The sequence below is a fragment of the Streptomyces pristinaespiralis genome (assembly GCF_001278075.1).
Taxonomy (GTDB): Bacteria; Actinomycetota; Actinomycetes; order Streptomycetales; family Streptomycetaceae; genus Streptomyces; species Streptomyces pristinaespiralis.
The window spans coordinates 7,841,617-7,868,516 of sequence record NZ_CP011340.1 but is presented as its reverse complement, the minus strand read 5'-3'; the positions used below and the strand labels follow the sequence as shown (position 1 = coordinate 7,868,516).

Genomic DNA, 26,900 nt, shown 5'->3' with positions numbered 1-26,900 from the left:
GCATGCCGTTCGAACAGCACATCAACCTGACCGTTCTCCCTGCCGGGTTCTCCGACGACGGCAGCCAGGTCCGGGTGTCGGTGTTCGTCGCCCCCCGGCTGGTGACGGCGGGCGAAGAGGACGCCGGGGCTGGGAACCGCAGCACCACCCTGGACCACTTCCCCGACCTCGTCACCTGGCCGGAACGGGCCAAGGCCGCCAAGTTCGAGTTCGCCACCGCAGACGACGCCTCCGCGCCCCCCGTGCCCGTCGCACCCCCGATGGAGCCCCAAGGCCCGCCGCCCGAAACCGAGTTGTGGACGTCTCTCTTCCGGGGGGACACCCCGGTGGAGCCCTATGTTTTCGAGGACGCGCGGCAGCGGGACTTCCGCACCTACTCCGCCCGGGGCGTCGGCCGAGCCACCAGGACCGTCTACGCCGAGGCGGCCAAGGCCTCGCCCGAGGCGCTGCCCGCGGCGGAGGAGGCGATGCGCCCGCTGCGTGCCGCAGCGGCGACGGGCGTCGAGGGCGTCGAGAGTATCGCCGCGGCAACCGGTGACACCGCCCCGCAGGACGGTTCCATGGCCGCGGCGATGAACGAAATGATGGAATTCCACCAGGTCAGGAAGACGGTAGGGGTCGCCGGCACGGACACCTCCCCGCCACCTCCCGCGTTGCCCGAAGTCGACTTCCACCAGATGCTCACTTCACTGGGCGACCACCCGGCGCTGCTCCGGCGCCTCGGCCTGGTCCTGGACTTCGTCCTGCCCGCCGACCGGCTGCCCGCCTCCTCGGGCGAGCGGTTCCTGAGCGTCACTCCGCACTGGACCCCCGCCCGGCGGAAGGACTCGTACGACGTGTCCCCGCGCACCCGGTACGTGCTCCTTCCCGACCGCCGTGCCTTCGTCCCCGGGGCGCGCTCCCTCACCGCCGCCGACCCGCTGGCGTCACCGGCCCGGGGCGTGGTGGCGCTGCCCGAGTCGAAGTTCTCCGTCGAGCAGGCCGACATCGACGGCGCTGCGCTCAAGATGATGCAGACGTCCTCGGCAGGCACCGGACTGTTCCCCGTGCGCACCCAAGGGCTCTCACTGGTCCGGGACGGCCGCCTGGGAAGCCTCGACGAGGAGTTCGTGAAGGCCGCGGAGCACGACGGGGCCTTCACGGCGGTCGTCGCCCGGGAACACCCGGTGGACCCCGCGGCGCCGGGCCCCGCCGCTCCGGAGGCACCACCGCGCCCCGCCGCTCCGGAACTGGTCGCCCAGGACCTGGTCCGCGGCCACCGGATGGACATCTGGGACGAGGAGCGGCAGCGGTGGTTCTCGCTGCACGAGCGCGAGGTGGAGTACCGGCGGCCGGACGGCGGACCGCTCCTGCTCACGGCCTCCGACGAGGGCTTCTTCCAGGCCAACCTGGCCGCCCCGCCGTCCGATGCCCCCGACTCCCGCCTCTATGTGCCCGAGCAGATCGTCACCTGGGAGGGATGGTCGCTGTCCGCTCCCCGCCGGCCTGGTCCTGGACATCGACAACGGTTCGGTCGAGGACCACATACCTCCCAACAGGCCGGTGGAGGTCGCCAACAAGGCGGCGACCGCGCTGCCGCTGGAGATCACCGCCAAGGTGCGGCCCGGCACGCTGCCGAGGCTGCGCTTCGGCCGCCGGTACCGGGTGCGGCTGCGCACCGTCGATCTGGCGGGCAACGGCCCGGACGTGACCGAGGCCGACGCGCTCATGGACGGGAAGGACCTGGCACTCCCCGGTGAAGGACTGCTGGTCTTCCACCGCTACGAGGCCGTTCCGGCGCCCGCCGTGGCGCTCCGGGTGCCTCCAGGGGAAGGCACCTCCGCATTCCGGATGGTGATCCGGAGCAGCCCCGGAGCCGGGCCGCCCCCTGCCGCTCCCCCGGACGGCGCGGGCGCCGAGGTGCCGGTCTCCCTGGCCCGTGTCCGGTTCGGCAACACCAACGACGACGTACGCACCGTCCAAGAGGCCCTGATGGCCCTGGGACACAGCCTGGTCGGCGGCGCGGACGGCGTCTTCGGGGAGCACACCAGGGCCGCGTACGCCGCCGAGCAGCGCGCCCAGGGCTTCACCGGGCGGGACGCCGACGGCAACCCCGGCTGCCGGTCCCTCACGGAGCTCGGGCGCAAGGGCGGCTTCACCGTCGACTGCGAGGCCGGCCCGGCGGACGGCGCCGGTCCCCCGCCCACGGCCGACCACACGGGCAGGACCGCCGAGGAGTACGCCGCGGAGTTCAACCGGTCGCCGCTGGTCACCGCGGAGGGCCACGTCCCGTATCACGGGACCGACGAACGCCATGTGGTGGCACCGAAGGCGTCGTTGCAGTGCGTCGAGTGGCACGGGTTGCTGGACGCGGCCGTCGGCTCCACCGATCAGGCCGTCCAGGACACGGTCTACGAACTGGCCGCGCGGGAGAGCGGGTCGCTCGACGACCCGTCCCAGCCGAACGTACAGCTGGAAACCGTCCGGTCGCCGGCGGCGGACCCCGAGCACCCGGCGAGGACCGCCCTGCACACGGGCGAGCGTGTCCAACTGCCCTACCTTCCCGATCCGCTGTCCATCGGAGCCGTCTTCCTGGACCTGCCGGGGACGCCTCCGGGCGAGCCGTTCACGGTCCGCTGGGGCGGCGAGGTCTGGCACCGGCCCGAGTCGTTCAGGCTGCGGCTGGCAGAAGGGAACGCTCCGCCCCACTTCGACGAGGCGTCACGGGTGCTGACGGTGTCACTGCCGAAAGGCGTCGTGGCTCCCGTCCGGATGTGCTCCCTGATCGACTTCGACGAGGACGTCATGGGTATGGCCTCCTGGTGCCGGGAGATCCCGCAGCCACCGCCGCGACTCGCGCCGGAGACGGAGGAGGAGGCGGCGGCCAGGCAGGCCGAAGAGGTACGCAGAGCCGACCACGCCCTGGAAGTCGCCGCGGCCGGCCGGCACTGGATGTTCACGCCCTGGCAGGATTTGACGCTCGTCCACGCGGTACAACAGCCGTTGCGGGCACCGGTGCTGCAATTGACGGATCTGGCGACCCCGCGCGCCTCCGGTGCGACGGCCGAGCATCTCGCCGGCACCGTCGCGCTGGACGAGGCCAGTACGGACCGGATCGACGTGGTCGCGGAGTGGACCGAGGTGACGGACGCCGGTCCCACCGGCCGCGACACCCGCACGACGGCCGTCCCGGTGTTCGGCCTCCTGACGGCGGGGGTGAGCCGTGAAGGGGTCCCGGAGGCCGAGCCGTCCCTGCTCCGGAACGGCGTCCTGACCTTCAGCACCCAGGCGGCGGAGGAGAGGTCGAAGGCGAGCGGGGGCAAGATCCCACCCGTACCGGAGAAGCACGAGTTCGGCGACACCAAGCACCGGACGGTGCGCTACCGCCCGCTGGCCGGCAGCAGGTTCGGCGACTACTTCCCCCCGCAGTTCGCCGCACCCGGCCACAACGCGCTGACCGTGCAGGGCGAGGCGGCGGAACACTCGGTGCCGAGCAGCGCGCCCCCGACGGCGCCGCGGGTGCTGTACTGCATACCCACCCTCGCGCTCGAGGAGGACAGCGACGCACTCGATGCCGTCGTCCACCGCCGGCGCGGCGGCGGGATACGGGTGTACCTGGGGCGTCCCTGGTTCTCCTCCGGAGACGGCGAACTGCTCGGAGTGGTCCTCGGCGAGCCTCCCGGGGGCGACCCGGCATCGGTACGGGACGCCCACGTCACCCTGATGGGCCGCGACCCCGTGCACCGCTCCGCGCCGGTCGTCGCCCCGACCCCCGAGGTGTTCACCAACGCGGTGCGACAGTCCCCGCCCCTCCCCCTGGCCACGCCCTCCGGTCCGCTCACCGTCACGGTCATGGGCTTCGCCCCGCAGTTCGACGACAGCGTGGAGGGCGGCCGCTGGTTCTGCGATCTGGAACTGGACACCAAGGACGCCTGTCTGCCCTTCGTCCGGCTCGCCCTGGTCCGATACCAGCCGGACGCCGTCCCCGGGGCCGAGATGTCGCCGGTCGTCCTCGCCGACCTGGTGCGCACCCTGCCGGACCGGGAACTGCGCGTGCGGACCGGGGAGTCGCTGGACGTCAGTGTCACCGGCCCTTCCTGGGACCCCACCGGTTCGCTGCCGCCGCGGATCACCGCCACGCTGCAGCGCCGCCACGGCGCCGTCACGGACGAGGATCTGGGCTGGGTCGACGTCGAGGACACCGTCACCGAACTGACCTCGATCGACGCGGAGTCCGCCACCCGGCCCTTCTACACGGGCCAGGTGCCGGTTCCGTCCGCGCGACGCGGGGGGCCGCTGCGTCTGCTGGTCGTGGAGACCGAGGGCATCCCGGCCGACGGCTCCGTACCGACCACGTCGCCGGGGCCGGTGATCTACTGCGACACCGTCGGGATCGCTTCCGGGCGGCGCGAACGCGAGGACCACCACAGGGACGAAGGGCGTGAAGGCCACGAAGGGCGTGAAGGCCGCGACGGGCACGACGACCACCGCGGGCGGCATTCGCACCACGACAGGTTCCCCCACCGCTGATCCGCGGAACGCGACGAGTCGCCCGGGGCCGCGTGCGCTCCGGTGCGTCGGGCCGCGTGCGCGCTCGAGTGCGTGGCTCGGGCTTCCCGTCCAGCGGGGTGCACGCGGGGGGGTGACACGCTTCTTCCCTGGCGCGGCCCTGGACGGAGCGCGTGCGACGGGACCGGCGCTCGCCGGGCACGACCACGCGGGCGCTAGCCGATCGCGGCCCGCCGGAGTTCGTCGATCGAGCCGCTGATCGCGTCGGCGAGCCCGGTGATCCCTGGCAGCGCCCCGGGATCGGTGCAGATGCCCACGCCGACCGTGCCCGCGTAGGAGATCGCCGAGACCCGGAGCGCGTGGCGCTGCGCCGGTTCGGCGACCGAGTACAGCTTCTCGACCGGGCGGCCGGTCACCGCGAGCGCCCCGCGCGGACCCGGCACGTCGGAGATCGAGAGGCTGAACCCGTGCGGGCCCGCGGTGACGCGTTCGACGGCGCGCTCGAGCGGCGGACAGCGGGCGAGGGCGTGGAAGAGGTCGTAGAGCTCCTGGGCGTCACCGGCGGCCTTGCGGACGGCCGTTCCGGTGCTGATCCGGTCGAGGCGGGCCAGCGGATCGGGCTCGGCGAGCGGCAGGTCGACGTTCAGGAACGAGTCGCGGTTGCCCAGGTCGGCCGGGCCCTCGTCGCGGTGGTGGAGGCTGACGGGCACCTGGGCCCTGAGTCTGCCGACGCGTTCACCGGCGCCCGTGAGCCAGGCACGCAGGGCGCCGGAGACCGACGCGAGCAGGACGTCGTTGACCGTGGCCCTGCCGGGTCGCGAAGCGCCGATCGCCTTCAGCTCGGCAAGCGGCGCGGTGGTGAACGCGAGCTCGCGCGCTGCGCCGATCCTCCGGTCGAGCACCGAGTCCCCCGCACGGTGGCCCAGCTCGCGCAGGAGCGTCGCGGGAAGACGGCGCAACTCGTGACCCGGCGGTCCGCCCGCCGCGGGCACGGCAGCCGCGCGAGGCGGCGACGGCGCGTCGCCCGACGGCTCCCACATGACGTCGTCGAGGAAGCGCAGGCAGCTGATCCCGTCGGCCATCGCGTGGTGGATGCGCGCGACGACCGCCTCGCGGCCGTCGGCGAGCGGACCGAGGACGTCGAACGCCCACAACGGGCGGCGGTGATCGAGCCGTTCGGACATCAGCTCACCGGCCACCGCCCAGACGCCACGCTCGTCGATCCCCGCGGTGCCGTCCCGGCGGCGGACGTGGGCGGCGATGTCGAACTCGTCGTCGGCGACCCAGTGGGCGGCGGGGAGCGCCACGCGTTCGCGGCCGCGGGAGCCGGCCGCGAGTCTCGCGTCGACGCTTTCACGCAGTCGATCGAGGTCGAGCGGGGTGCCGGCCGGCTCGAGCAGGACCATCTTCAGCGTATGACCGGCGATCGCCACCGACTCGAGCTCCAGGAGCCGGGCGTCGTCGGCACTGAGTCGCTTCGATCCCTCCACGCGCCGACCCTACGCCCCGCAGGGCGATTCAGTCCGGATTGCTGCGTTTTCGTCCGCGGTGTCCGACCGTGTGACAGAGCACTGGAGGCCCTGGCAGCGCGGACAGGGGGATACAAGCGAGGCCGGCCGCGCCGCTGTCACAGCGTGACTACGCCTGCCTCGTCCGCCCCGACGACGATGTTCGCGGTTGAGGACGGCCCTGGAGATCAGGTCGAGTCGGGTATCCCCTCAGACCTCGGGGTCGCGCAGGCCGACGCAGTCGAAGGCCCAAAAGGCCTCTGAATAGACGAAGGTGCCCGTCATCCACGGCTCGTGAGCGGACAACCGGGCGACCTGAAACGCGGCTTCAGGGATGCGCAGCGACGGCGAACGAAAGCCCACGGCGCCGGCAGCCTCGAAGCCGCGCGTGCCGTAGTAGCGCGGCGAACCCTCCAGGAACACCAACGGCACACCCTGGCTGTCGGCCGCCTCGAGGGCATGGGCGATGAGCTGCGTACCGATGCCCTGACGCTGGAACTCCGGGACCACGCCCAGCGGTGACAGCGACAGGACGTCCACGATCCGGCGCGGAGCGTCCAACCGCGTCGCGCTCAGCAGGACATGCCCGACGACCCGGCCGTCGACGACAGCGACAAAGGACATCGGCGCCAATGCGGCCTCCGCGACGCGCAGTGCTTCCACGAGCCCGGGAACCCGATCGCTGTCACCGAAGGCGCGCGTATGAACCTCGCGCACATCTCGGTGATCGTCAGCGGTTTCTTGCCGGATCACCGGCCCGGCACCATCGGGAGCGATCCGGGAGCCTTCAGGCGCGTCGTGTGACGTCATGGCCGCGAGGGTAGATCGCGCGGCGGCTCATGCGCGAGGCGATTGCGTACTCACCCCGCTGCCCCTGCCGTTGATCGAGTCCCTGGCGCCCGGTCCGGTCGCCGGCGTCCCCCGGCGCCGGCTCTCCCGCATCGACGACGTGGACCTCGACGAGGCCGTCCCGGATCCTCCACGACCGGATCCGGTGGTCGCCGGCCGCCCTGCCCCCGCACCGGGCGGGCCGGACACGTGCCGCATGTCGCGCGGGGCGGCGGGTAGCCGGGGGACATCCCCGATGAGCAGCGGTCTTCGCCGAACAGAGGAGAGTCAGTGCCCAAGAAGAACATTTTCGTGATCGGTCTGGACGACGCCAATCTGGACACCTTGCACAGCGTGCCCGATGCCCGCGAGTACCGCTTCCACCCGCTCCTGACCACGCAGGAACTACAGGTCGGCGAGGTGTCGGTGCCCGCGCTGCTGGAGAAGGCGGAAGGCATCCTGGACGCGTTCGACGGAACCATCGACGCGATCGTCGGGTACTGGGACTTCCCCGTGAGCACACTCGTACCGATCCTGAGCGAGCGATACGGCACCCGCAGCACCTCTCTCGAGTCGGTCGTCAAGTGCGAGCACAAGTACTGGAGCCGCCTGGAGCAGCAGAAGGTCGTGGAGGAGCACCCGCGCTTCGGGCGGGTCGACCTGGAGTCGCAGGATCCGCGCCCGCCCGAGGGTGTCCGTTTCCCGATGTGGCTCAAGCCCGCGCTGTCGTACTCGTCGGAACTCGCCTTCGGTGTGAAGAACGAGGAGGAGTTCCGCGCGGCCGTGGACGAGATCCGCCAGGGCGTCGCCCGCGTCGGCCGCCCGTTCCAGTACATCCTCGACCGGCTGGACCTGCCGCCGGAGATGCAGGGCGTCGGGGGCCAGGTGTGTCTCGCGGAGGAGGCGCTGTCCGGCATCCAGGTCGCGGTCGAGGGCTACGTCCACCACGGCGAGGTCACCGTCTACGGCGCACTGGACTCCATCAACTATCCCGACAGCTCGTCCTTCCTGCGCCACCAGTACCCCTCCACGCTCCCCGAGCCCGTCGTGCGGCGGCTGCACGAGGTCTCCGAGCGAGTGATACGGCAGATAGGTATGGACGCGGCCACGTTCAGCATCGAGTACTTCTACGACCCGCGGACCGATGCGATCAACCTGCTGGAGATCAACCCCCGGCACTCCCAGTCGCACGCCGAACTGTTCGAGTACGTCGACGGTGTGCCCAACCACCACTGCATGCTCAGCCTCGCCCTCGGCAAGAACCCCGAGCTGCCCGACGGCGCCGGTCGCTACAAGACGGCGGCCAAGTGGTACTACCGGTGGTTCGCCGACGGTGTCGTGCACGACGTGCCCTCGGACGCCGACCTGAGGCGTATCGAGCGGGAGATCCCGGGCGTGCGGATCGACATGGTGCCCGAGGAGGGCCAGCAGTTGTCGCAAATGCACGAGCAGGACAGCTACAGCTTCGAACTGGCCCACATCTTCACCGGCGGCGACAGCGAAGAGGACCTGCGCGACAAGTACGACCGCTGCGTGGCCGCCTTGAACCTGACCTTCTCCCGGCCCGCTCCCGACGGTGACGGCCACGGCGACGACCGGAAGAACGCCTGAGGCAGCCCCGGTCCGGTCGGACCGGTGTGCCGGACAGCATCCTGGGCAGCCGCCCAGCCGAGCCTGAAAAAGGAGGGAGAGGGCCGGCCGTATGCGTTATGTGAGCAACCTGCCCCACGCGACAACCGAAGAGGAGCACGTCGCCGTCCCCATGTCCGACGGCGTCTGCCTGTCGGCCCGGATCTGGCGTCCCGTCTCCTCCGACGCCGAGCCGGTACCGGCCGTGCTGGAGTACATCCCGTACCGCAAGCGGGACCTGTCCTCGGTACGCGACTCCGTGCACCACCCGTACATCGCCGGTCACGGCTACGCCTGCGTCCGGGTCGACCTGCGGGGCACCGGCGAGTCGGAAGGGGTGCTGGCGGACGAGTACCTGGAGCGGGAGCAGAGCGACGCCGAGGAGATCCTCGCGTGGCTGTCGGAGCAGCCCTGGTGCGACGGGAACACCGGCATGATGGGCATCTCCTGGGGCGCGTTCGCCGCCCTCCAGGTCGCCGCCCGCCGGCCGCCGAGCCTGCGCGCCATCGTCATCGCGTCCTTCACCGACGACCGGTACGCCGACGACATGCACTACATGGGCGGTGCCCTGCTGTCGGACAACCTGGCAGAGGCCGGCACCATGTTCGCCTACGCCACCTGCCCGCCGGACCCCGCCGTCGTCGGCGAGCGCTGGCGCGAGATGTGGCACGAACGCCTGGAGAACACCCGCCCGTGGGCGCTTGCGTGGCTGAGTCACCAGCGCCGCGACGCGTACTGGCAGCACGCGTCGGTCTGCGAGGACTACCAGGCCGTACAGTGCCCCGTGCTGGCTTCCAGCGGCTGGGCGGACGGCTATTCCAACGCGGTGACGCGTCTGCTGGGGAACCTGGACGTGCCGCGCAAGGGCCTGATCGGCCCGTGGTCGCACAAGTATCCCCACCTCGGCGAGCCGGGCCCTGCCATCGGCTACCTGCAAGAGGTCGTCGCCTGGTGGGACCACTGGCTCAAGGGCATCGACAACGGGGTCATGGAGGGGCCGATGCTCCGGACCTGGATGCAGGACAGCGTGCCGCCCTCCACCTCGTACGAGTCCCGGCCCGGCCGCTGGGTGGGCGAACCCGCCTGGCCGTCGCCGCATGTCGAGCCGACCGCCCATCCCCTCAGCCGGCACCGCATCGGCGCTCCCGGTGAGGCGACCTCGAGCAAGGACGCCATGACCGTGCAGTCGCCGCTGTCCGTCGGGCAGTTCGCCGGCAAATGGGCCTCCTACAACGCCCCGCCGGACCTGCCCTACGACCAGCGGGAGGAGGACGGCGGCTCCCTGGTCTTCGAGACCGACGCCCTCACCGAACGCGTCGAGATCCTCGGATCCCCCAGCGTGGAACTGGACCTGTCGGTGAGCGAACCGGTCGCCATGGTCGCCGCACGGCTGTCGGACGTGGCCCCCGACGGCAGCGCCACCCGCGTCACCTACGGCCTGCTCAACCTCACCCACCGTGAGGGGACGGGAGTGCCGGAGCCGCTGGAACCGGGCGCCCGCTACCGGGCCACCGTCCAACTCAACGGCGTGGCACAGGCCTTCCCGCCCGGCCACCGCATCCGGCTGTCGCTGTCCACCTCCTACTGGCCGCTCGCCTGGCCACCGCCCCGCCCGGTGCTGCTGAGCGTCTACGAGGGCACCAGCAGCCTGACGCTGCCGCTGCGGCCGGCGAGCGCGCCCGACCACCTCCCCCAGCGTCCGTTCGACGAGCCCGAGGGCACAGAGCCCCTCACCACCACCCGGCTCACGCCCCCTGAACAGCGCTGGGAGGTCACCCGGGACCTGGTCGGCTACCGGTCCGCGCTCGAGATCGTCAAGGACCGCGGCATGGTGCGCTACGACGACATCGGCCTCGACGTGGGCCTGCGGGCGTACGAGAAGTACAGCGCGGTCGCCGACGACTTCACGTCGGTGAGCGGGGAGAGCGCCTGGACCATGCACTTCCGCCGGGACGACTGGGACGTGCGGGTGGAGACCCGTACCGCGCTGACGTCGAGCGAGACCGAGTTCTTCGTCGACGCCACTCTGGACGGCTACGAGAACGACCGGCGGGTCTTCTCCCGCACATGGAACGAGACACTGCCCCGCGACCACCTCTGAGGGAGCCGGGCAGCCCTGGGTCTGACCGGGCGGCGCCGTGAACGGCCCCTGGCCCGGGCGTTATTCGCTTGACCGGGCCACGGGCCGGCGCTGCACTGTGGCGGGGACACCATGATCCGTGGTGCCCGTATCCGGGGAGGCAGCAGCGATGAAGATCCGTCCCACGACCGACGAGGATCTCGGCCTGTTCGTCGACACGCTTCATGTCGCGTTCGGACGCTTCCCGGAAACCCCGGCGGATGACGGCGGCGGGGTCTGGTGGTCGGCGCTCGAAATGGGCCGCAACCTGTTCGCCGAAGCTGCGGACGGGCGGCCCGTCGGCACCGCCGGCGCGTACTCCTTCGAGCTCACCCTGCCCGGTGAGACCGTCGTCCCGGCCTCCGGGGTGACCGCCGTCGGCGTCCTGCCCTCGCACCGCCGCCAGGGCGTGCTCAGCGCGATGATGCGGCATCAGCTCACCGAGCTGCGGGGCCGGGGGGAATTCCTCTCCGTGCTGCTCGCCTCCGAGGCGCTGATCTACGGCCGGTTCGGCTACGGACCGGCGACTTACACGCAGCGGATGACGGTGCCGTGCCACGAAGCTGCCTTCGCCCTCCCCCGGGCGCGCGCAACGGCCGACGCCCCGGCGACCGGACCGGACACGGGCTCGGTCGAGGTGCTGCGGCGTGCCGAGTGCGTCGACATCCTGGAGGAGGTCTACGACCGGTACCGCCGCGCACAGCCCGGCGCGCTGTCCCGGCCGCACCGCTGGTGGGCCTCGGGCGCGGGCCAGCCCCCGGTCTCGCCGGCGCCGCGCTACATCGCCCTCCACCGGGACGCCGACGGTGTCCCGGACGGGTACGCCGCCTACTCGGTCGAGTCCGGCACCCTGACGGTCGACGAGACCGTCGCCACCGACGACGCCGCCTTCACGGCCCTGGCCCGGTTCGTGCTCCGGCACGACCTGGTCACCGAGGTCGTGTTCAAGCATCTCCCGCCCGGGCACCCGCTGCGCCATCAGTTCGCGGACTTCCGCGCCGCCCAGGTGAGCGACACCGACTGGCTCTGGGTGCGGTTGCTGGACGTCCCGCGTGCGCTGACCGCGCGGGGCTGGTTCACGGACGGCGAGCTCGTCCTCGACGTCCACGACCCGTTCCTCGGCGAACACGGCCGCTACCTGCTCACCGTCCGCGACAGCAAGGCCGAATGCGTCCCGACGGACCGGGAGCCCGACCTGTCGTTGGACGTGAGGGACCTGGGCTCGGTCTACCTCGGCGGCACCACCCCGAGCACCCTCGTACGTGCCGGACACATCCGGGCCCACAACCCGGACGCGGCCGCCCTCGCTGACGCCCTCTTCCGCGCCGACCGTCCCCCGCACTGCCTGCACTGGTTCTGACCGTGCCGCACGGGTTCCGGCCGTGCCGCACGGGTTCCGGCCGTGCTGGACCGGTTCCGGCCGTGCTGGACCGGTTCCGGCCGTGCTGCACCGGTCCTGGCCGTGCTCGCGGACCACGGCGGCTGTGGCGTCGACAGCTTCATATGGTGGCAGGCCGCACCGCCAGGAGAGTTGTGGCAGCGCTCGAGGGAGACTCGAGGGAGAAAGGACCAGGCGACGGTGCAAGCGTCAGAGGTACCGCGCGCGGTGGCCGCGGCCATGTCGATCGCCTCGTCACTCGACCTGACGGTCGACGACGCGATCGTCCTTCACGACTCGAACAAGCTCACTCTGCGTCTGCTGCCCTGTGACGTCCTGGCCCGAGTGGCACCTGCGGCGCATCAGGTCGCACAGTTCGAGGTCGACCTTGCCCAGGGGCTGTCCGAGGCCGGGTGCCCGGTGGCTGTTCTCGAGCCTCGGGTGGAGCCACGCGTCCACGAGCGCGACGGCTTCGTCGTCACGCTGTGGACCTACTACGACCCCGGGACCGCTCAAGAGGTCCCACCTGCCGACTACGCCGATGCGCTCGAGCGGCTGCATGCAGGCATGCGCAAACTCGACGTCCCTGCGCCGCACTTCACGGATCGGGTCGAGCAGGCGCAACGACTCGTGGCCGATCGTGACCGCACTCCGTTGCTCGCCGACGCGGACCGGGAGCTGCTCGCCGACACGTTACGAAACCTGAGCCGAGCGATCGGCGAGCGCGGCGGCGCCGAGCAACTGCTGCACGGCGAGCCGCACCCGGGCAATGTGCTCGCCACGAAGAACGGGCTGCTGTTCATCGACCTTGAGACGTGCTGCCGTGGACCCGTGGAATTCGACCTCGCCCACGCGCCGGAAGAAGTCGGCGAGCATTATCCGGGTGTCGATCAAAACGTGCTCCGCGAGTGCCGGATCCTCGTGCTGGCGATGATCACGACGTGGCGCTGGGACCGGGACGACCGACTCCCTAACGGGCGCCGGCTGGGCACGGAGTGGCTCGCTCAGATCCGAGCGGCACTCGATCGCGACGGGCCCGATACGGCTGGTTGACCGCGGCCCTGGGGGTGGGCGTGGGGAGATCGGGCGCCGACCGACGCGGCGCTGGTCACCGCAGGTCAGCGGCCTGGTCGGCGGACCGGTCAGCGGCTTGCAACAGCTTGTTACGGGCGGGGCGGGGCGCCCGGGAGAGCGCTCACCCAACCAGGTGCCCGCGTCTGCGTCTGGGGGCTGCGATCAGGCTGCGCGGCCCGCCGCCGGGCCGGGCGCGGGCCCGAAGCGGGACCGGGCGCGGGCCCGAAGCGGGACCGGACACGGGCCCGAAGCGGGACCGGACACGGGCCCGAAGCGGGACCGGACGCGGAGCTGGAAGCCGTGCCTACCGCCGGGCCCGGACGCCGGGCCTATCGCCGGGCCCGGCAGCCGGCCCGGACGCCCGCCCCACCTCGCGGGGCCGGAACGTCTCCGGCGCCAGGGCCCGGCACGCGGGAGAGCGCTCACCCGCGCACGCGCTCACCCACTCCGCCCACCCCGGGTCAGGCCTGCGCCGCCCGACGCCACGCCGACTCGCGCAGGAGCCGCAGGCCGTTGAGGCCCACGAGCACGGTGGAGCCCTCGTGGCCGGCCACTCCGAGCGGCAGCGGCAGGTGCCAGGCCAGGTCCCAGACCACCAGCACGCCGATGCACACGGATGCGATCACCAGGTTCTGCACGACCAGCCGGCGGGCACGCCGCGACAGCGCCACGACGGCGGGCACCGCGGCCGCCTCGTCGCGCACCACCACGGCGTCCGCGCTCTCCAGGGCCAGGTCGGAGCCCGCCCTGCCCATCGCGACACCGGCGGTCGCGGCGGCCAGCGCGGGCGCGTCGTTGACGCCGTCGCCGACGACGAGCACCCTGTAGCCCGCCCGTTCCCACTCCTGTACCGCCGCGACCTTGTCCTGCGGCAGCAGCGCGGCCCGGACGTCCGTGATGCCGACCTCGCCCGCCACCCGGGCGGCCGCCTGCGGGTTGTCGCCCGTGAGCAGAGTCGGTCCCGCGCCGGTGAGCCGGGCGAGGGCCGCGACGGCCTCCGGGGCGCCGTGCCTGAGCCGGTCCTCGACGGCCAGCACGGCGACGGGCCTGCCGTCCACCTCCACCACGACGGCCGTGCGGCCGTCGGCCTCCAGCGCCGTGACCTCCGCGCTTTCGCCGGTGAGCAGTGCGGCGGGGCTGCCGACGCGTAGCGCGCGGCCGGAGACGCGCGCGGAAACGCCTCGCCCGGGAGCCGACTCGAACTGCCGCGCCTCCGGCAGCCGCAGACCGCGTTCGCGTGCCGCCGCGACCACGGCACGGCCGAGCGGGTGCTCGCTGTGGTGTTCGGCCGCGGCAGCGAGCGTGAGCACCGTGTCCTCGTCGAGGCCGCCGTCGGGCAGCAGCCGTACTTCCGCGAGGCGGGGCGCGCCTTCGGTGAGGGTGCCGGTCTTGTCGAGCGCCACGCGGGTGACGGAGGCCAGGGACTCCATGGCCACGGCGGACTTGACGAGGACGCCGTGGCGTCCGGCGTTGGCGATCGCGGACAGCAGCGGCGGCATGGTGGCCAGTACGACGGCGCACGGCGATGCGACGATCATGAACGTCATGGCCCGCAGCAACGTGCTGGTGAAGTCGGCTCCGAAGGCGAGCGGCACGGCCAGCAGCGCGACGGTGGCGGCCACGACCCCGGTGGAGTACCGCTGTTCGATCTTCTCGATGAACAGCTGGGTGGGCGCCTTGGTGGCGCTGGCCTCCTCGACCATCGCCACGATCCGCGCGATCACGGACCCGGCCGCGTCCGCGTCGACGCGCACGCGCAGCGAGCCGGTGCCGTTGAGGGTGCCGGCGAAGACGGTGTGGCCGGGGAAGCGGTCGACGGGGAGCGGCTCGCCCGTGATGGTCGCCTGGTCGACCTCGCTCGCGCCCTCGAGCACGGTCCCGTCCGCGGGCAAGCGCTCTCCGGGCCGCACCAGGACGGTGTCCCCCACCCGCAGGTCGGACACGGGCACGACCTCCTCGGCGCCGTCCGTCAGGCGCAGGGCCTGCGCCGGGGCGAGGTCGAGGAGACCGCTGACCGAGTCGGCGGTGCGGCGGGTCGCGAGGGCCTCCAGCGCGCCCGACACGGCGAAGATGACGATCAGCAACCCGCCGTCGAGGAACTGCCCGATGGCGGCGGCGCCGACGGCTGCCACGACCATGAGCAGGTCCACGTCGAGGGTCTTCTCGCGCAGGGCGCGTAGTCCTTCCAGGCCGGGCTCCCAGCCGCCGGCCGCGTAGCAGAGGGCGTAGAGCGGGCCCCACGCCCAGGCCGGGGCGCCACCGAGGTCGAGGGGCAGGGCGCACAGGAACGCGACGGCGGACAGGGCGGCCCAGCGGACCTCGGGGAGCGCGAGCATCCGGGTGCGTCGTCTGCCCGGTGCGGCCCCGGGCGTCACGGCCGGCCGTGCGGTGGTGGCGTCGCGCACCGGCGTGGCGGTCGGGGACGTCGGTGACGTCGGAGGAACCATCGGGAGCACACCTCTTCTTCGGGTTCCGGCACGGGGTGTGGACGGAACCCGACCACCATAGCGGAACACATGAAGAGGTCTTCATCCGTTGCTTTGTCGCGCGGCTACGATGTGCACCATGGGACACGGAGTCAGCGGCGGGACCACCCCGGCCGCGCATCTGGACGCGGACTCCGCGGCGACCATCGCCGCCACCCTCCAGGCCCTCGCGACACCGTCCCGCCTCATGATCCTCACGCGGCTGCGCCAGGGGCCGTGCGGAGTGACCGAGCTGGCGGAGGCGGTCGAGATGGAGCAGTCCGCCGTCTCCCACCAACTGCGGCTGCTGCGGGCGCTCAGCCTGGTCTCCGGCACCCGTCAGGGCCGGCGGATCGAGTACAGCCTCTACGACAACCACGTCGCCCAGCTGCTCGACGAGGCCGTCTACCACATCGAGCACCTCCGTCTGGGCACCCGCGACGTGCCGGAGCCGGCCGACACCGAGTAGGCGGCGCAGCCCGCTCGGCACCGACGCGCCCGGCACCCTGCCCGGCGCCAGGCCGCGCCCGTCCGGCACCCTGCCCCAAGGCCACGTCCGCGCCGCGTCCGACCACCCTGCCCGGCGCCGGGTCCGGCGCTCGTCCACGGCCGGGAACCCGGTCCGCCTTCGGCCCCCTTGAAGTGGCAGGGCCAAGGGGCCGCTCCTAGCGTCGTTCCCGTCGAGGTGCACGTCCCGACATCCGCGGATCCCCCGCGCGACTGCCCTCGGGAACCCGGAGAACCGACCATGCGTGCCATACCGCTCGCGTTCCTGTCCCTCGCCGGTGCCGTCGCGCTCCTCGCCCCGGCCGCGGCGGCCCACGCGGAGGAGGGCGGCGGCATCACTTCGTTCGCCTTCTCCGTCTCCCCCTCGACGGTCGAACCGGGCGGCACGGTCACCCTCACCGCCACCGAGTGCCCGGCGAAGAAGGTGACCGTCTCGTCCGGGGTCTTCGAGACCGTCACCGTCCACGACGGGCGGCCCGCCACGGCAAAGGTCGACGAGAACGCCAAGCCGGGCGCCGAGTACGACGTCACCTTCGACTGCAAGGGCGAGAAGGGACACGCCCCGCTCACCATCGCGGGTGGCTCCGGCGGGACCCACCGGCCCGGAACCGTGAAGCCGGACGGCGGGGCCCACGCCGGTACCGGCGGCAGCTTCACCGAACCCGGTCCCGCAAGGTCGGTCGCCGGCTGGACTCTTGTCGCGTGCGCGGTCGGCGGGGGCGTGTTCCTGCTGCGGCGCCGTTCGGGCGAGGGCGTCTGAGGGGAACGGAGCCCATGTCCCCGCCGCCCTCGAAGCGCGGTCCCTGGTGCACGCTTCTGTGTGTCCTGCTGTTCGGCGTGTTCCTGGTGGGCAACGGCACCGGAGGGCCGTACGGCGGTCCGCCCCAGCCGTCCGCGGCCGGCGCCTCGGCCGCGTCCCCCGGGCCGGCCGAGTCCCGCACAGCCCCCGAGTCGGCCGTGTCCGCCGCGTCCACGGCGCGGAACGGCTCGACGGCGCTGCCGCCCGCCCCGGACCCGCTGCCGCGCTCGACGCCGCGTCGTGTCTCCGTACCAGAGGCGGGCATCGAGGCACCTCTGACGCCCGTCGGGCTCGACAGGAACGGCTGGGTGAGCGTGCCGTCGGCGGCACGGGCGGATGTGGCCGGCTGGTACTCCGGCGCCGCGACGCCCGGGGAGCGCGGCACCTCGGTCGTCGTCGGCCATGTCGACGACGCGGCAGGACCCGCCGTTTTCTACCCGCTCGGGTCGCTCACGCGGGGTACGCGGGTGGAGGTGCTGCGCGACGACAGGCGCACGGCGGTGTTCGCGGTGTACGCGGTCGAAGTGTTCGACCTGCGGGACTTTCCTGCCGAGCAGGTGTACGCGGACACGGCGGAGGCGGAGATCCGGCTGATCACCTGCGGCGGAACGTACTCCCGGGACCGCGGTTACGAGGGGAACGTGGTCGTCTTCGGCCGACTGGTGGCCGTTCGCTGACCCGCTGTACGGCGCGGGCCGTGCCGGACCGTCGCGGTCGGTGACGCCGCGCTGATCAGGCTCCGCCGCGACGGCCTTTCACCGGGCGGGGCTCCTGCCCGTTGTGTGCCCGGCGTCTTCTCGGGTAACCGGAGCGCGTGGACCCGTCAGGAGGTGGACTCGATGAGCAATTTCCATCGCACGGCCACGGACGAGCCGGTGGGTGAACTGGTCAGCCGTGCCTCGCAGCAGATATCCCAGCTGGTGCGGGAAGAGATGCAGCTGGCCCGGGCCGAGATGAGCGAGAAGGGCAAACGGTTCGGCATGGGCGGCGGCCTGTTCGGTGGCGCCGGCCTGGTCGCGGTCCTTGCCCTGCAGGCGCTGGTCGCCACCGCGATCATCGCGCTCGCCCTCGTCCTGCCGTGGTGGGCGGCGGCACTGATCGTCACCGGGGTGCTGTTCCTGATCGCCGCGATTCTCGGCGCGGCCGGCAAGAAGAGTATTCGGCGGGCCGGACCGCCCAAGCCCCAGGAGACGATCAGCAGCGTGCAGCGCGACGTGCGCGAGATCAAGGAAAGGGCACACCGATGAACACTTCCCCGCAAGGCAGCAGCAGGGATCCGGGGAGCCTCTCGACCGATGAACTGCGCACGCAGATCCAGCACACCCGGGACGAACTCGGGGAGACGGTGGAGGCGCTCGCGGCCAAGGCCGACGTCAAGAGCCGGGCCAAGGAGACCGCAGCGGGTCTGAAGGACCAGGTGAGCCTCAAGGCCACCCACGCCAAGGAGCAGGTCACCGCCACGGCGGCCGCGATGGGTGACACCATCCGCGACAAGGCCCCTCACCCGCACCGGCAGCATCAGGCCGCCCACGCGGCACACGGCAGCAACACGAAGCTGCTCGCCGGAGCGGGAGCGGGAGTCGCCGCGGCCCTGGTCCTTCTGATGGTGGTCAGGCACAGGAGGTGTCGATGAAGCTCTCGAAGATCCTCTACAAACCCGTCGGTCTGGCGATCGGTGCCACGAGCGGCGCCGTGGCGGGGGCGGTGTTCGGCCAGGTGTGGAAGAAGCTGGGCCACGACGAGGACGCGCCGGACGCCACCGACGAGGACCGCAGCTGGCGGGAGGTGCTGCTCGCCGCGACCCTGCAAGGCGCGATCTTCGCTCTCGTCAAGGCTGCCGTCGACCGCAGCGGCGCCGTCGCCACGAAACGCCTCACCGGTACCTGGCCCGGCTGACACGCCGAGGCCGGAGTCTGTTCCGGACATCGGCCCGGGCACCGCGTACGCCGGTGCCCGGGCCGTGACGGTGCCCCCGCCACGTTTCCAGGAGAATTCGTCGCCGGCCGGGCACTGCCGCCGAGACGGAGATCAAGGCGGAGCACGGGCGCGCCCACGGCCCGTACGAAGCGAAGATGCCGCCGGATCGAGGGTGTTCGACTGCTCGTGCATTCTTTTGATTGCCTTCCGCGAATGCGGATACACGGGCAATATGACCCGTTTTGCGAATCTGCGGCATCGCCACGAAGACGCCTCCCGTCACGAGGACGACCGCGCCACGGACACGGGACCGCAGCCCGCTGTCGGCGCCGATCAGAAGCCCGGTCCCGGGCGGGAAGCGGATCAGAAGCCCGGCCCCGGGCCAGATGTGGAGCGCAACGCTCCGGACAAGCCGACCACGGTACTCAAGAAGTCATTCGGCCAGGTACTGCGCGGCACGCTGAAGGAGTTCAAGGACGACGAGCTCACCGACCGCGCCGCCGCTCTGACGTACTACGGCATTCTGGCGCTGTTCCCGGCCCTGCTGGTGCTCGTCTCACTGCTCGGCATCATGGGGCAGAGCACGACGCAGAAGGTGCTCGAGAACATCCAGCAACTCGCCCCGGGACCGGCCCGGGACGTCATCACCAACGCCGTCACCCAGCTTCAGGGCAGTTCGAGCACCGGCTCGATCCTCGCGATCATCGGCCTGCTGGGCGCGCTGTGGTCCGCGTCCGGCTATGTGGCCGCGTTCATCCGCTCCTCGAACGCCGTCTACGACGTGCCGGAGGGCAGGCCGGCGTGGAAGGTGCTGCCCGTCCGCCTCGGTGTGACCCTCGCCCTGATGATCATGGCGTGTGTGAGCGCCCTCATCGTCATCCTCTCCGGCGGCATCGCTCAGCAGCTCGGCACAGCGCTCGGCGTCGGTGACACCGCCATGACGGTCTGGACGTACGCCAAGTGGCCCGTGCTCGTCGTGCTGGTCTCCGTCATGGTCGCGCTGTTGTACTGGGCCACGCCCAACGCCAAGGTCCGCGGCTTCAAATGGATCACCCCCGGCAGCTTCATCGCCGTGTTGATCTGGCTCGTCGCGTCGGCCGGCTTCGCCTTCTACGTGGCGAACTTCGGTTCCTACAACAAGACTTACGGAACCCTCGCCGGCATCATCATCTTCCTCGTCTGGCTGTGGATCACCAACCTGGCCATCCTCCTGGGCCTCGAGTTCGACGCGGAACTCGTCCGTGAACGCGCGGTCGCCGGAGGCTACCCGAAGGGCGAGGAGCCTTACGTCGAGCCCCGCGACACCCGCAAGTGGACCGACGAGGACCGACGGCGCATGGGCTGACCGCGGCCTTCGGCCCCTCCCTCGCCGCCACCCGGCACCAAGTGCTGCGCGACACGCCCCCGACGGAGTGCGTCGAGGACGTGCCGCGCAGCGCTTCCCTTTGGCCTTGACGAGGGGGCGGCCGCTGCTCCCTCGTCGAACTACGGTCAGCAACTGCCGCACAGGGACCGGTTCGCCCACCAGGGGGACGCGGATGACCGGGTGCTGGGAAGCGGCACGATCCTCGGCATCAGGTTCATGAGCCGCCGCCATGGCCACGTCCGGAGGACTCCGGGCTGACGGAAGAGAGACGGGCCTCAGCCGGGGGCCATCCTCCGGTTGGTCCCCGACCGACCGATGTCCAGGTCGAGGAGCGCGGTCAGGGCCGTGCCGCTGTTCCAGAAGCCGAGGAGATCGACGTCGACGACGACCAGGTCGTGGCGGGCCGCGAAGGCCCTGGCCTGCTTGGTGAACTTGCACGAGGCGACGAAGAGCGGGACGTCCGCTCCGTGTTCACTGCGGGCGGTCCCGTTGAACTTCCGGAGGTCCGGGCTGCCGACGGTCCGGTGCTTCGCGTAACGCTTGCACTGCACCACGATCTTCCGGCCGTCCGGCAGCCGGCCCATGACGTCGGCGCCCAAGTCGTTGGCACCGCCCACCCGGCGGACTTCGGTGCAGCCGTCGCGGCGGCACAGGTCCGCGACGTACTCCTCGAACTCGCGGTCCCCCATCCCCCAGACTGCCTCCATCGACCGAACTGCCTGAACCCGCGCCTGTTCCGCAAGCCGGACCTTCTCAGCCTCGGCCTCCCGACGTCCGGCACGCACCAGGATCGCGGCCGCGCTCCCCACGCCCAGGACGGCCAACGCCATCAGCACCACCGCGCCCGTTCCCATGCTCCGGCCCCCTCCGTCGAAGTCACCCAGGTACAGCTCCCCAACCACGTCTCGCTCTATCCGTGGTCGAAGCATCTGGGCGTCAGGAAGACGGACCGGCACTCATCACCGGCGGAACAGGCCCGATCAGGAGCCGCCGGACTCGACGATGCTCCATCGGCCGACTTCTTGGTACTGCGAGTCGTAGACGGCCGAACCGTCGCCCGGCTTCAGCGCGTAGTGCTTCAGGTTCCCGCCCCAGTAGCGGAGGATGCGGCCCAACTCGCCCGCTGTGTCCTCCGCCGACCGGTCGGCGTCCACGTCGACTTCCAGAACGAACTTCACGTTCCTTGTCTCCCCTCACTGAACGGTTCGGCCCGCCCACACCGGGCCGGGCCTGCGGTATCAATTGTTTCATTCAAGTGCAATGTGAGACTTTGAGGATCGTCACCACTGGCTTGCCTCTCGATAAGCCGGAGAAGTCTCAACCAGAGGTGAGACGCCAAGGTGAGCGGTCGGGCACACGACAGCGAGGGGTGGTGACGTGGGGAACCGGATACGAGTCGCCGACCTTGCGCGGACGGCCGGGATCTCGGTCCAGCAGGTCCGCAACTACGTGGACACGGGGGTTCTCCCACCGGTCGAACGCACCGCCAGTGGGTACCGCGTCTTCACCACCGCGCACGCCGAAGCCCTCGCGACGGCTCGAGAAGCAGCCGTCGGCCACGGCTGGGCGACCACCCGCACCGTCATGCGAGCCGTCCACGCCGGCGATCTGGAAACCGCGCTGGCCGCTCTCGACGCCGGCCACGCACAACTGGACCGGGAACGCACCGAACTGGCAGCGGTGCACGATGCATTGGGCACCGTCCTCGCGAACCCTGCGGTCCCGGCGGACGTCGCGGCCACTCCCCCGCGCGGCATGCGCATCGGCAAGGTCGCCCGCGCCGTGGGGGTCCGGCCACCCGTGCTCCGGCTCTGGGAGGCCCACGGTCTCCTGCGGCCGGACCGGGAACCGGGCACGGGGTACCGCGTGTACTCCCGCTCGGAGCTTCACGTCGCGCAGGTCGTCGCACTGTTGCGCCGAGGGCACTACCCGCTCGCGACCATCCACGCGGTACTGGGCGAACTGCGGGCGACCGGGAGCCCGGACCGCGTGCTGAGCGAACTGACCGCCAGACAGCGGGATCTCCACCGCCGCAGCCTCCACCGGCTCAGGGCCTCAGCGGCCCTGCACGCCTACCTGCGCTACCTCGGCCACACCGCCTGACGCGGCGGAACAGGCCGCGCTGTCGTCCGTTGCTCACCCGCCGTCGGCCCGCCGACGCGCGTGCGGGGACGCGGCGCCGACCCGGCCCGTGAGGCCCGGGTCCGCGCGTCACGTTCGGGCGTACGCACGGAGCTGCATCGTCCATTCACGCTGCTCGGGGGTGTCGGGGACGGCGAGTCCCCTGGCCCTCTCGAGGCCGTTCCACACGGCGTCGTGATCGAAGCCGTTGAGGACGAGGAGCGCCGCGGCGAGGAGGGAGGCGCGTCCTATGCCGAAACGGCAGTGGGTGACGACGTGTGCCCCCTCGCGAAGACTCTCCGCGAGGTTCCGCAGCGTGGGCAGAACAGTGGCGAGGTCGGGGACGGCGCGGTCGGGTACCGGAACGGCGACGAACCGCAACCCCGCGTCCGCGGCCGCCCCGGCCTCCAGGGCGAGACCGAGTTCGTCGAGTTCGGCCCGCGTGAGTCCGCACACGAGTACGTCGACACCGGCGGCGCGCAAGGCGCCCATCCCGTCCTCGAGCCAGTCCCCGCCCCGGGGCCTGGCCATGGTGCTCAGCCGTCCCGGGCCGGGCAGATCGACGGTGAAGAGGCGAGGTCGCATATCAGCAGCACTTTCGTTCGTAGGACGGTTGGATCGTGAGCAGCGGGCCTCCCGTGTCGGGGGCCCCTGCGGGAGGTGCGAAGGGGCGCGTGGGACGCCCACGCACGGGCCAGGCACGGGGGCGGCACCGCTACCGGCAGAAAGGTCCGAGGGGGCGCACGCGAGGAGACACGCAGGGCACTCGGGCGGCACCGGCGGCGGTTCGTGGCAGCAGCACACCGTGCCCTCGGTACCGTTCGTCCGTCGGCCGGCCCGGGCGATGAGTTTTCCGTCGGCCGCCGGTCGGAACCGGCACGCGGCCGACGACGGAGGCAACGGAGGCAAGAGTGGCTCTGCGAACACTGCTCACCGGACACGGCCTCGTGGAGTCGCCACGATGGCAGCGTGACCGACTGTACTTCTCCGACTGGTCAGCAGGTGAGGTCATCGCCGTGGACCTCGCCGGCCGGAGCGAGACGATCGCCCGCGTGAAGTCGCTGCCGCTGTGCACGGCCTTCCTTCCGGACGGGCGGCTGCTGATCGTCTCGTCGTCCGACGGGCTCCTGCTGCGCCGCGAACCGGACGGGTCGCTGGTCACGCACGCCGAACTGGGCAGACGGCCGGGCTGGAACGACATCGTCGTGGACGGCCGCGGCAACGCGTACGTCAACAGCATCGATTTCGACATGATGGCCGGCGCGCCGTACGTGCCGGGCTCCGTCGCCCTGGTCACTCCGGACGGGGCGGTCCGGCAGGTGGCCGACGGCCTCGCCTTCCCCAACGGCATGGCGGTGACCGCCGACAACTCGACGCTCGTCGTAGCCGAGTCCTACGGCCACAGCCTCGCGGCCTTCGACATCGCCGCCGACGGCGGGCTTTCCGGCCGACGCGTGTGGGCCGACCTCGGTGACGGCACACCGGACGGGATCTGCCTCGATGCCGCGGGCGCCGTCTGGTACGCCGACGTGCCCGGCAAGCGGTGCGTACGGGTCGCGGAGGGCGGCCGGGCGCTGCAGACCGTCGAGCTGGACCGGGGCGGCTTCGCCTGTACGCTCGGCGGCCCCGACGGCACGACGCTGTTCGTGGTCGCGGCCGAATGGGGTGACGGACCGGAACCGGTCCCTGCGGGCACCGGCCAGGTCCTCAGCACGGAGGTCGCCGTACCGGCAGCTGGTTGGCCGTAAGACGTCGATGGACCTGCCCCGTCCGGCGCCCTGCGAGAGCCGACTCCAGGGGCACTCCTCCTCTCCGGAGGGTGGGACATCCTCGAGATACCCGCTACCAACCGCCCCTCCTGAGCGCGATTGACACCACTGGAGCGCGGGGTACGTGATCACCGCGCACCACGCGGTACCGCTCAGGATTCCCCGTGCTCGCCACCGCCGACCGCACCAGCCGAAGCGGGTGTGTGAGCCCCCACCACCAAACCGAGTTGGGACGATGACGACATTGCGCAACAACATTGGGACACGGTCGCGCCTCGCTCAGGCCGCCGGCCGTGCACAGCCGCCGGCGGAACGTGCGGAGGCCGCCGGTGACAGGCACTGATAGCTCGTCGCAACAGGAATCCGTTCCGCAGCCGTTGGCCAGGCGCCGGTTCCTCGGATACGTACTGGCCGCTCCGACCTTGCTGACCGCGGCCCGACTCGTCGCTCCGCCCGAGGCACAGGCGGACGTCCCGTCACCGGAGATCACCGAACTGATCGATCTCAACGAGGTGATGACGGCTGCGGCCGCGCCGACGTCCGGCCTGATCACGGTCGAGGTGAACACGGACGGCACCGTGTCCTTCGCGTTGCCCCGCGCCGAGGTGGGGCAGGGCATCACCACGTCGACGGCCATGCTGATCGCCGAGGAACTCGACGTACCCCTCGCACGGGTGCACGTCACGCTGGCCGACGCGCGACCGGAGCTGCTGTTCAATCAGCTCACCGGCGGATCGAACACGACATTCTCGACCTACACCCCCGTCCGGGTCGCCGCCGCCATCGCCCGCAACCGGCTGCTCCGTGCGGCAGCGGCCGAATGGGGCACCTCTGTCACCGAGTTGACCCTGAAGGCGGGAACGGTCACCGGTCCCGGGAACCGGAGCGCCGACATCGGGGCACTGTCCAGCAAGGCCGCCGGCGTACGAACCGAGCAGGTGACCGTCGGCCTCAAGCCGCGCGACATGTTCACCTTCATCGGAAAGCCGCACAGCCGCACCGACGCCCTCGCAGCGGTCACCGGACGCAAGAAGCTCACGCTCGACCTCAACATCCCGGACGCCCTCCCCACGATGGTGTGCCGTCCACCGACGATCAACGGCAAGGTCAAAGCGGTGTCCAACCTGCAAGAGGTCAGCTCCATGCCCGGCGTCACCGACGTCGCCGTGATATCGACCGGGATGGCGGTGCGCGCGGCCACCTTCGGCCAGTGCATCGACGCCGTACGTGCCCTGCGGGTGTCATGGAAACCCGGGCGCGCCCACGGCAAGTCCGACGCATCCGTGCTGAAGGAGCTGAAGGCAGCCGAACTGCCGCTCGGTCTGCCGCCGCTGACTCCGAGCGTGGAGGAGACGTTCACTTTCCACTTCCGCAGCAACAGCGCGCTGGAACCGAGCTGCGCGATAGCCGACGTGCGTCCGGACCGTGCCGAGATCTGGTCGAGCCTCAAGGCGCCGATCGTCGCGAAGGAAGCGATCGCCGGCAAACCGCGCTGGAGGCGGTCGAGGTGTCCCAGAAGATCGGCAAGCCCGTGAAGCTCATGTGGCATCGCGCGGACGACTCTGGTCAGAGCCAACGCGAAGGCCCCGGCGCTCTTCCGCCCGGGGTCTTCGCGACGTCGGCACCTGGCCCACCGGTCCCCAGCCCTTCACCTCACGTCGTGTGCACGAGGATCACCGCCGTGCCGGTTGCGATATGGACAAGCACCCGTCAGCTGCCAGACTTGTTTGCCGAGTGACCCGATCGCTGATCACCGGCCGTACGGCCGGGACCGAGGAGGGCCCGCACATGAAGTTCAGCTACGCGCTGTTACCCGACTACCCGTTACAGGAGTCGTTGGCGTCCATCAGGCTCGCCGACGAACTGGGCTTCCACGCCTGTTACGCCGCCGACGAGACCTGGCACAAGGACCTGTGGCTGCTGTTCGCCGTGGCTGCCGGACAGACCAGCACCATCCGCCTCGGACCGAGCGTTTCACCGGTCACCCTGCGGGAGCCCACACTGATCGCGCAGGCGCTGGCAACGCTCGACGAACTCTCCGGCGGCCGGGCCGAAGCAGTGCTGTCCAGCGGCAACTTCGGCCTCCTCGCCCAGTACGGCATCGACTGGACCCGCACCCGCCCCCTGTCCCGCGTCAAAGAAGCACTGCATGTCGTGCGGACCCTGCTGGACGAGGGCGTCATCACCCATCAGGGCGAGTTCTACACCTACGAGAGCCTGTTCACCTTCGCCCGCCCGGTCCAGGAGCGCGTGCCTCTCAAGCTGGGCGCCATGCGGGGCCCCAAGTCCTTCGAGGCCGCCGGCGAACTCTCCGACGGATGCCACCACGCGCTCAGTTACACGGCCGAGGCCTACGAGTACGCCGTCAGCCACATCAGAGCGGGAGCAGAACGCGCGGGCAAGGACTGGCGCTCCCTCGATATCGGCGCCTGGGTGGTGTTCGCCACCGGGCACGACTCAGAGCGAGCGAAGGAGGCGGCTCGCAGCATGGTCGGCATCTACGCCTCCTCCATGCCTGAGAAACAACTCCTGCGCAACGGCGTCGATCCCGCCGAGCTGAAGCCCGTGATCGAGGCGATCGGCGCAGGCGACCTGGCCAGGGGCATCGAGCTCACCACACCGGAGGTCGCCGAGCGGCTGTCCGTCGCGGGCACACCGGCCGAGTGTGCGGAGAAGATCCGCACCCAGATCGCCCCCAGCGGGGTCAACCACATCATCTGCGCCGTCACCGACAGCCGAATGGTGCGCACCTTCACGGGCCGTGAACTCGACGGCGTGGCCGACGTCGACACCCAACTACGCCTCATCCACGAGCACCTCATGCCCGCGTTCACCTGACCCGACCTGCTCGGACGGAGCGACCCGCGTGCTCCTGCGCCATGCCGTCGTCAGGGTCACCGCGGCGGGCCTCTCCCGAAAGGACTGACCGGCG

Annotated in this window: 22 protein-coding genes and 1 pseudogene; 17 read left to right on the top strand and 6 right to left on the bottom strand. The window is 71.4% G+C overall.

What is annotated here, in order from left to right; genetic code table 11:
- Positions 1-2: 2 nt before the first annotated feature.
- Positions 3-1,739, top strand: a complete 1,737-nt coding sequence (locus SPRI_RS39905) for a hypothetical protein (RefSeq protein WP_107082453.1) — start codon at positions 3-5, stop codon at positions 1,737-1,739.
- Positions 1,708-4,509: a peptidoglycan-binding domain-containing protein gene (locus tag SPRI_RS38635; RefSeq protein ID WP_324616033.1), complete on the top strand. Its 2,802-nt coding sequence runs from the start codon at positions 1,708-1,710 to the stop codon at positions 4,507-4,509. Before SPRI_RS39905 ends, SPRI_RS38635 begins: the two co-directional genes overlap by 32 nt.
- 194 nt (positions 4,510-4,703) lie before the next feature.
- On the opposite strand, the gene SPRI_RS33750 is transcribed toward SPRI_RS38635, so the two are convergent.
- Positions 4,704-5,978: a wax ester/triacylglycerol synthase domain-containing protein gene (locus SPRI_RS33750; protein ID WP_005321097.1), complete on the bottom strand. Its 1,275-nt coding sequence runs from the start codon at positions 5,976-5,978 to the stop codon at positions 4,704-4,706.
- A 228-nt stretch (positions 5,979-6,206) separates the two neighbouring features.
- Entirely contained in the window at positions 6,207-6,749 is a 543-nt protein-coding gene (locus tag SPRI_RS33745) for a GNAT family N-acetyltransferase (protein WP_005321095.1), read from the bottom strand.
- 366 nt (positions 6,750-7,115) lie between these two features.
- Here SPRI_RS33745 and SPRI_RS33740 point away from each other — a divergent pair, with 366 nt between their 5' ends.
- The 4 genes from SPRI_RS33740 (at position 7,116) to SPRI_RS33725 (ending at position 13,003) form a co-directional block, all read left to right on the top strand.
- Complete coding sequence (locus SPRI_RS33740) at positions 7,116-8,435, top strand: ATP-grasp domain-containing protein (protein ID WP_005321093.1); 1,320 nt, start codon at positions 7,116-7,118, stop codon at positions 8,433-8,435.
- 91 nt (positions 8,436-8,526) lie between these two features.
- Positions 8,527-10,554, top strand: a complete 2,028-nt coding sequence (locus tag SPRI_RS33735) for a CocE/NonD family hydrolase (protein ID WP_005321092.1) — start codon at positions 8,527-8,529, stop codon at positions 10,552-10,554.
- A gap of 148 nt (positions 10,555-10,702) precedes the next feature.
- The gene (locus SPRI_RS33730) at positions 10,703-11,932 is read left to right on the top strand and encodes a GNAT family N-acetyltransferase (RefSeq protein ID WP_037775471.1); all 1,230 of its coding nucleotides are present in this window, start codon (positions 10,703-10,705) and stop codon (positions 11,930-11,932) included.
- 258 nt (positions 11,933-12,190) lie between these two features.
- Positions 12,191-13,003 (top strand): phosphotransferase enzyme family protein, encoded by an 813-nt coding sequence (locus SPRI_RS33725; protein WP_086025678.1) that lies wholly within the window; start codon positions 12,191-12,193, stop codon positions 13,001-13,003.
- 482 nt (positions 13,004-13,485) lie between these two features.
- On the opposite strand, the gene SPRI_RS33720 is transcribed toward SPRI_RS33725, so the two are convergent.
- Entirely contained in the window at positions 13,486-15,471 is a 1,986-nt protein-coding gene (locus SPRI_RS33720) for a heavy metal translocating P-type ATPase (protein WP_078951329.1), read from the bottom strand.
- 118 nt (positions 15,472-15,589) lie between these two features.
- Here SPRI_RS33720 and SPRI_RS33715 point away from each other — a divergent pair, with 118 nt between their 5' ends.
- The 7 genes from SPRI_RS33715 to SPRI_RS33685 all read left to right on the top strand — a co-directional run bounded on the left by SPRI_RS33715 (position 15,590) and on the right by SPRI_RS33685 (position 20,057).
- On the top strand, positions 15,590-15,958 hold the full coding sequence (locus SPRI_RS33715) for an ArsR/SmtB family transcription factor (RefSeq protein WP_005321088.1): 369 nt from the start codon (positions 15,590-15,592) through the stop codon (positions 15,956-15,958).
- 279 nt (positions 15,959-16,237) lie between these two features.
- Complete coding sequence (locus SPRI_RS33710; protein WP_005321087.1) at positions 16,238-16,756, top strand: hypothetical protein; 519 nt, start codon at positions 16,238-16,240, stop codon at positions 16,754-16,756.
- 14 nt (positions 16,757-16,770) lie between these two features.
- Positions 16,771-17,472 (top strand): class F sortase, encoded by a 702-nt coding sequence (locus tag SPRI_RS33705; RefSeq protein ID WP_053557628.1) that lies wholly within the window; start codon positions 16,771-16,773, stop codon positions 17,470-17,472.
- Positions 17,473-17,634: 162 nt separating this feature from the next.
- Complete coding sequence (locus tag SPRI_RS33700; protein WP_037775468.1) at positions 17,635-18,042, top strand: phage holin family protein; 408 nt, start codon at positions 17,635-17,637, stop codon at positions 18,040-18,042.
- On the top strand, positions 18,039-18,428 hold the full coding sequence (locus SPRI_RS33695) for a DUF3618 domain-containing protein (protein WP_005321084.1): 390 nt from the start codon (positions 18,039-18,041) through the stop codon (positions 18,426-18,428). The genes SPRI_RS33700 and SPRI_RS33695 overlap by 4 nt, the downstream gene beginning before the upstream one ends.
- Positions 18,425-18,691 (top strand): DUF4235 domain-containing protein, encoded by a 267-nt coding sequence (locus tag SPRI_RS33690; protein ID WP_005321083.1) that lies wholly within the window; start codon positions 18,425-18,427, stop codon positions 18,689-18,691. The genes SPRI_RS33695 and SPRI_RS33690 overlap by 4 nt, the downstream gene beginning before the upstream one ends.
- Before the next feature lie 253 nt (positions 18,692-18,944).
- Positions 18,945-20,057: a YihY/virulence factor BrkB family protein gene (locus SPRI_RS33685; RefSeq protein ID WP_078535428.1), complete on the top strand. Its 1,113-nt coding sequence runs from the start codon at positions 18,945-18,947 to the stop codon at positions 20,055-20,057.
- A gap of 296 nt (positions 20,058-20,353) precedes the next feature.
- Here SPRI_RS33685 and SPRI_RS33680 read toward each other — a convergent pair whose 3' ends face one another.
- Both SPRI_RS33680 and SPRI_RS33675 read right to left on the bottom strand, forming a co-directional pair.
- On the bottom strand, positions 20,354-20,767 hold the full coding sequence (locus tag SPRI_RS33680; protein WP_238996266.1) for a restriction endonuclease: 414 nt from the start codon (positions 20,765-20,767) through the stop codon (positions 20,354-20,356).
- A gap of 291 nt (positions 20,768-21,058) precedes the next feature.
- Positions 21,059-21,256: a hypothetical protein gene (locus SPRI_RS33675; protein WP_005321079.1), complete on the bottom strand. Its 198-nt coding sequence runs from the start codon at positions 21,254-21,256 to the stop codon at positions 21,059-21,061.
- 199 nt (positions 21,257-21,455) lie between these two features.
- On the opposite strand from SPRI_RS33675, the gene SPRI_RS33670 reads away from it, so the two are divergent.
- On the top strand, positions 21,456-22,181 hold the full coding sequence (locus SPRI_RS33670) for a MerR family transcriptional regulator (protein ID WP_005321078.1): 726 nt from the start codon (positions 21,456-21,458) through the stop codon (positions 22,179-22,181).
- 108 nt (positions 22,182-22,289) lie between these two features.
- Here the strand turns inward: SPRI_RS33670 and SPRI_RS33665 are convergent, their stop codons facing one another.
- Positions 22,290-22,784: a protein-tyrosine phosphatase family protein gene (locus SPRI_RS33665; protein WP_037775464.1), complete on the bottom strand. Its 495-nt coding sequence runs from the start codon at positions 22,782-22,784 to the stop codon at positions 22,290-22,292.
- A 326-nt stretch (positions 22,785-23,110) separates the two neighbouring features.
- Between SPRI_RS33665 and SPRI_RS33660 the strand changes: the two genes are divergently transcribed.
- The 3 genes and pseudogenes from SPRI_RS33660 to SPRI_RS33650 all read left to right on the top strand — a co-directional run bounded on the left by SPRI_RS33660 (position 23,111) and on the right by SPRI_RS33650 (position 26,806).
- Positions 23,111-23,947: an SMP-30/gluconolactonase/LRE family protein gene (locus tag SPRI_RS33660; RefSeq protein ID WP_005321075.1), complete on the top strand. Its 837-nt coding sequence runs from the start codon at positions 23,111-23,113 to the stop codon at positions 23,945-23,947.
- Between the two features lie 350 nt (positions 23,948-24,297).
- Positions 24,298-25,544 (top strand): annotated as a pseudogene (locus SPRI_RS33655) (molybdopterin cofactor-binding domain-containing protein); the annotation flags it as partial.
- Positions 25,545-25,756: 212 nt separating this feature from the next.
- Positions 25,757-26,806, top strand: a complete 1,050-nt coding sequence (locus SPRI_RS33650; RefSeq protein ID WP_005321072.1) for an LLM class flavin-dependent oxidoreductase — start codon at positions 25,757-25,759, stop codon at positions 26,804-26,806.
- Positions 26,807-26,900: the final 94 nt, after the last annotated feature.

Bases quoted from the DNA above. Each gene is read 5' to 3' on its own strand.
- SPRI_RS33720 (WP_078951329.1), bottom strand. From the start codon at position 15,471: ATGGTTCCTCCGACGTCACCGACGTCCCCGACCGCCACGCCGGTGCGC.
- SPRI_RS38635 (WP_324616033.1), top strand. From the start codon at position 1,708: ATGGACGGGAAGGACCTGGCACTCCCCGGTGAAGGACTGCTGGTCTTC.
- SPRI_RS33700 (WP_037775468.1), top strand. From the start codon at position 17,635: ATGAGCAATTTCCATCGCACGGCCACGGACGAGCCGGTGGGTGAACTG.
- SPRI_RS33680 (WP_238996266.1), bottom strand. From the start codon at position 20,767: ATGGGGGACCGCGAGTTCGAGGAGTACGTCGCGGACCTGTGCCGCCGC.
- SPRI_RS33705 (WP_053557628.1), top strand. From the start codon at position 16,771: ATGTCCCCGCCGCCCTCGAAGCGCGGTCCCTGGTGCACGCTTCTGTGT.
- SPRI_RS33710 (WP_005321087.1), top strand. From the start codon at position 16,238: ATGCGTGCCATACCGCTCGCGTTCCTGTCCCTCGCCGGTGCCGTCGCG.
- SPRI_RS33730 (WP_037775471.1), top strand. From the start codon at position 10,703: ATGAAGATCCGTCCCACGACCGACGAGGATCTCGGCCTGTTCGTCGAC.
- SPRI_RS33665 (WP_037775464.1), bottom strand. From the start codon at position 22,784: ATGCGACCTCGCCTCTTCACCGTCGATCTGCCCGGCCCGGGACGGCTG.
- SPRI_RS33725 (WP_086025678.1), top strand. From the start codon at position 12,191: ATGTCGATCGCCTCGTCACTCGACCTGACGGTCGACGACGCGATCGTC.
- SPRI_RS33650 (WP_005321072.1), top strand. From the start codon at position 25,757: ATGAAGTTCAGCTACGCGCTGTTACCCGACTACCCGTTACAGGAGTCG.
- SPRI_RS33690 (WP_005321083.1), top strand. From the start codon at position 18,425: ATGAAGCTCTCGAAGATCCTCTACAAACCCGTCGGTCTGGCGATCGGT.
- SPRI_RS33685 (WP_078535428.1), top strand. From the start codon at position 18,945: ATGACCCGTTTTGCGAATCTGCGGCATCGCCACGAAGACGCCTCCCGT.
- SPRI_RS33735 (WP_005321092.1), top strand. From the start codon at position 8,527: ATGCGTTATGTGAGCAACCTGCCCCACGCGACAACCGAAGAGGAGCAC.
- SPRI_RS39905 (WP_107082453.1), top strand. From the start codon at position 3: ATGCCGTTCGAACAGCACATCAACCTGACCGTTCTCCCTGCCGGGTTC.
- SPRI_RS33715 (WP_005321088.1), top strand. From the start codon at position 15,590: ATGGGACACGGAGTCAGCGGCGGGACCACCCCGGCCGCGCATCTGGAC.
- SPRI_RS33695 (WP_005321084.1), top strand. From the start codon at position 18,039: ATGAACACTTCCCCGCAAGGCAGCAGCAGGGATCCGGGGAGCCTCTCG.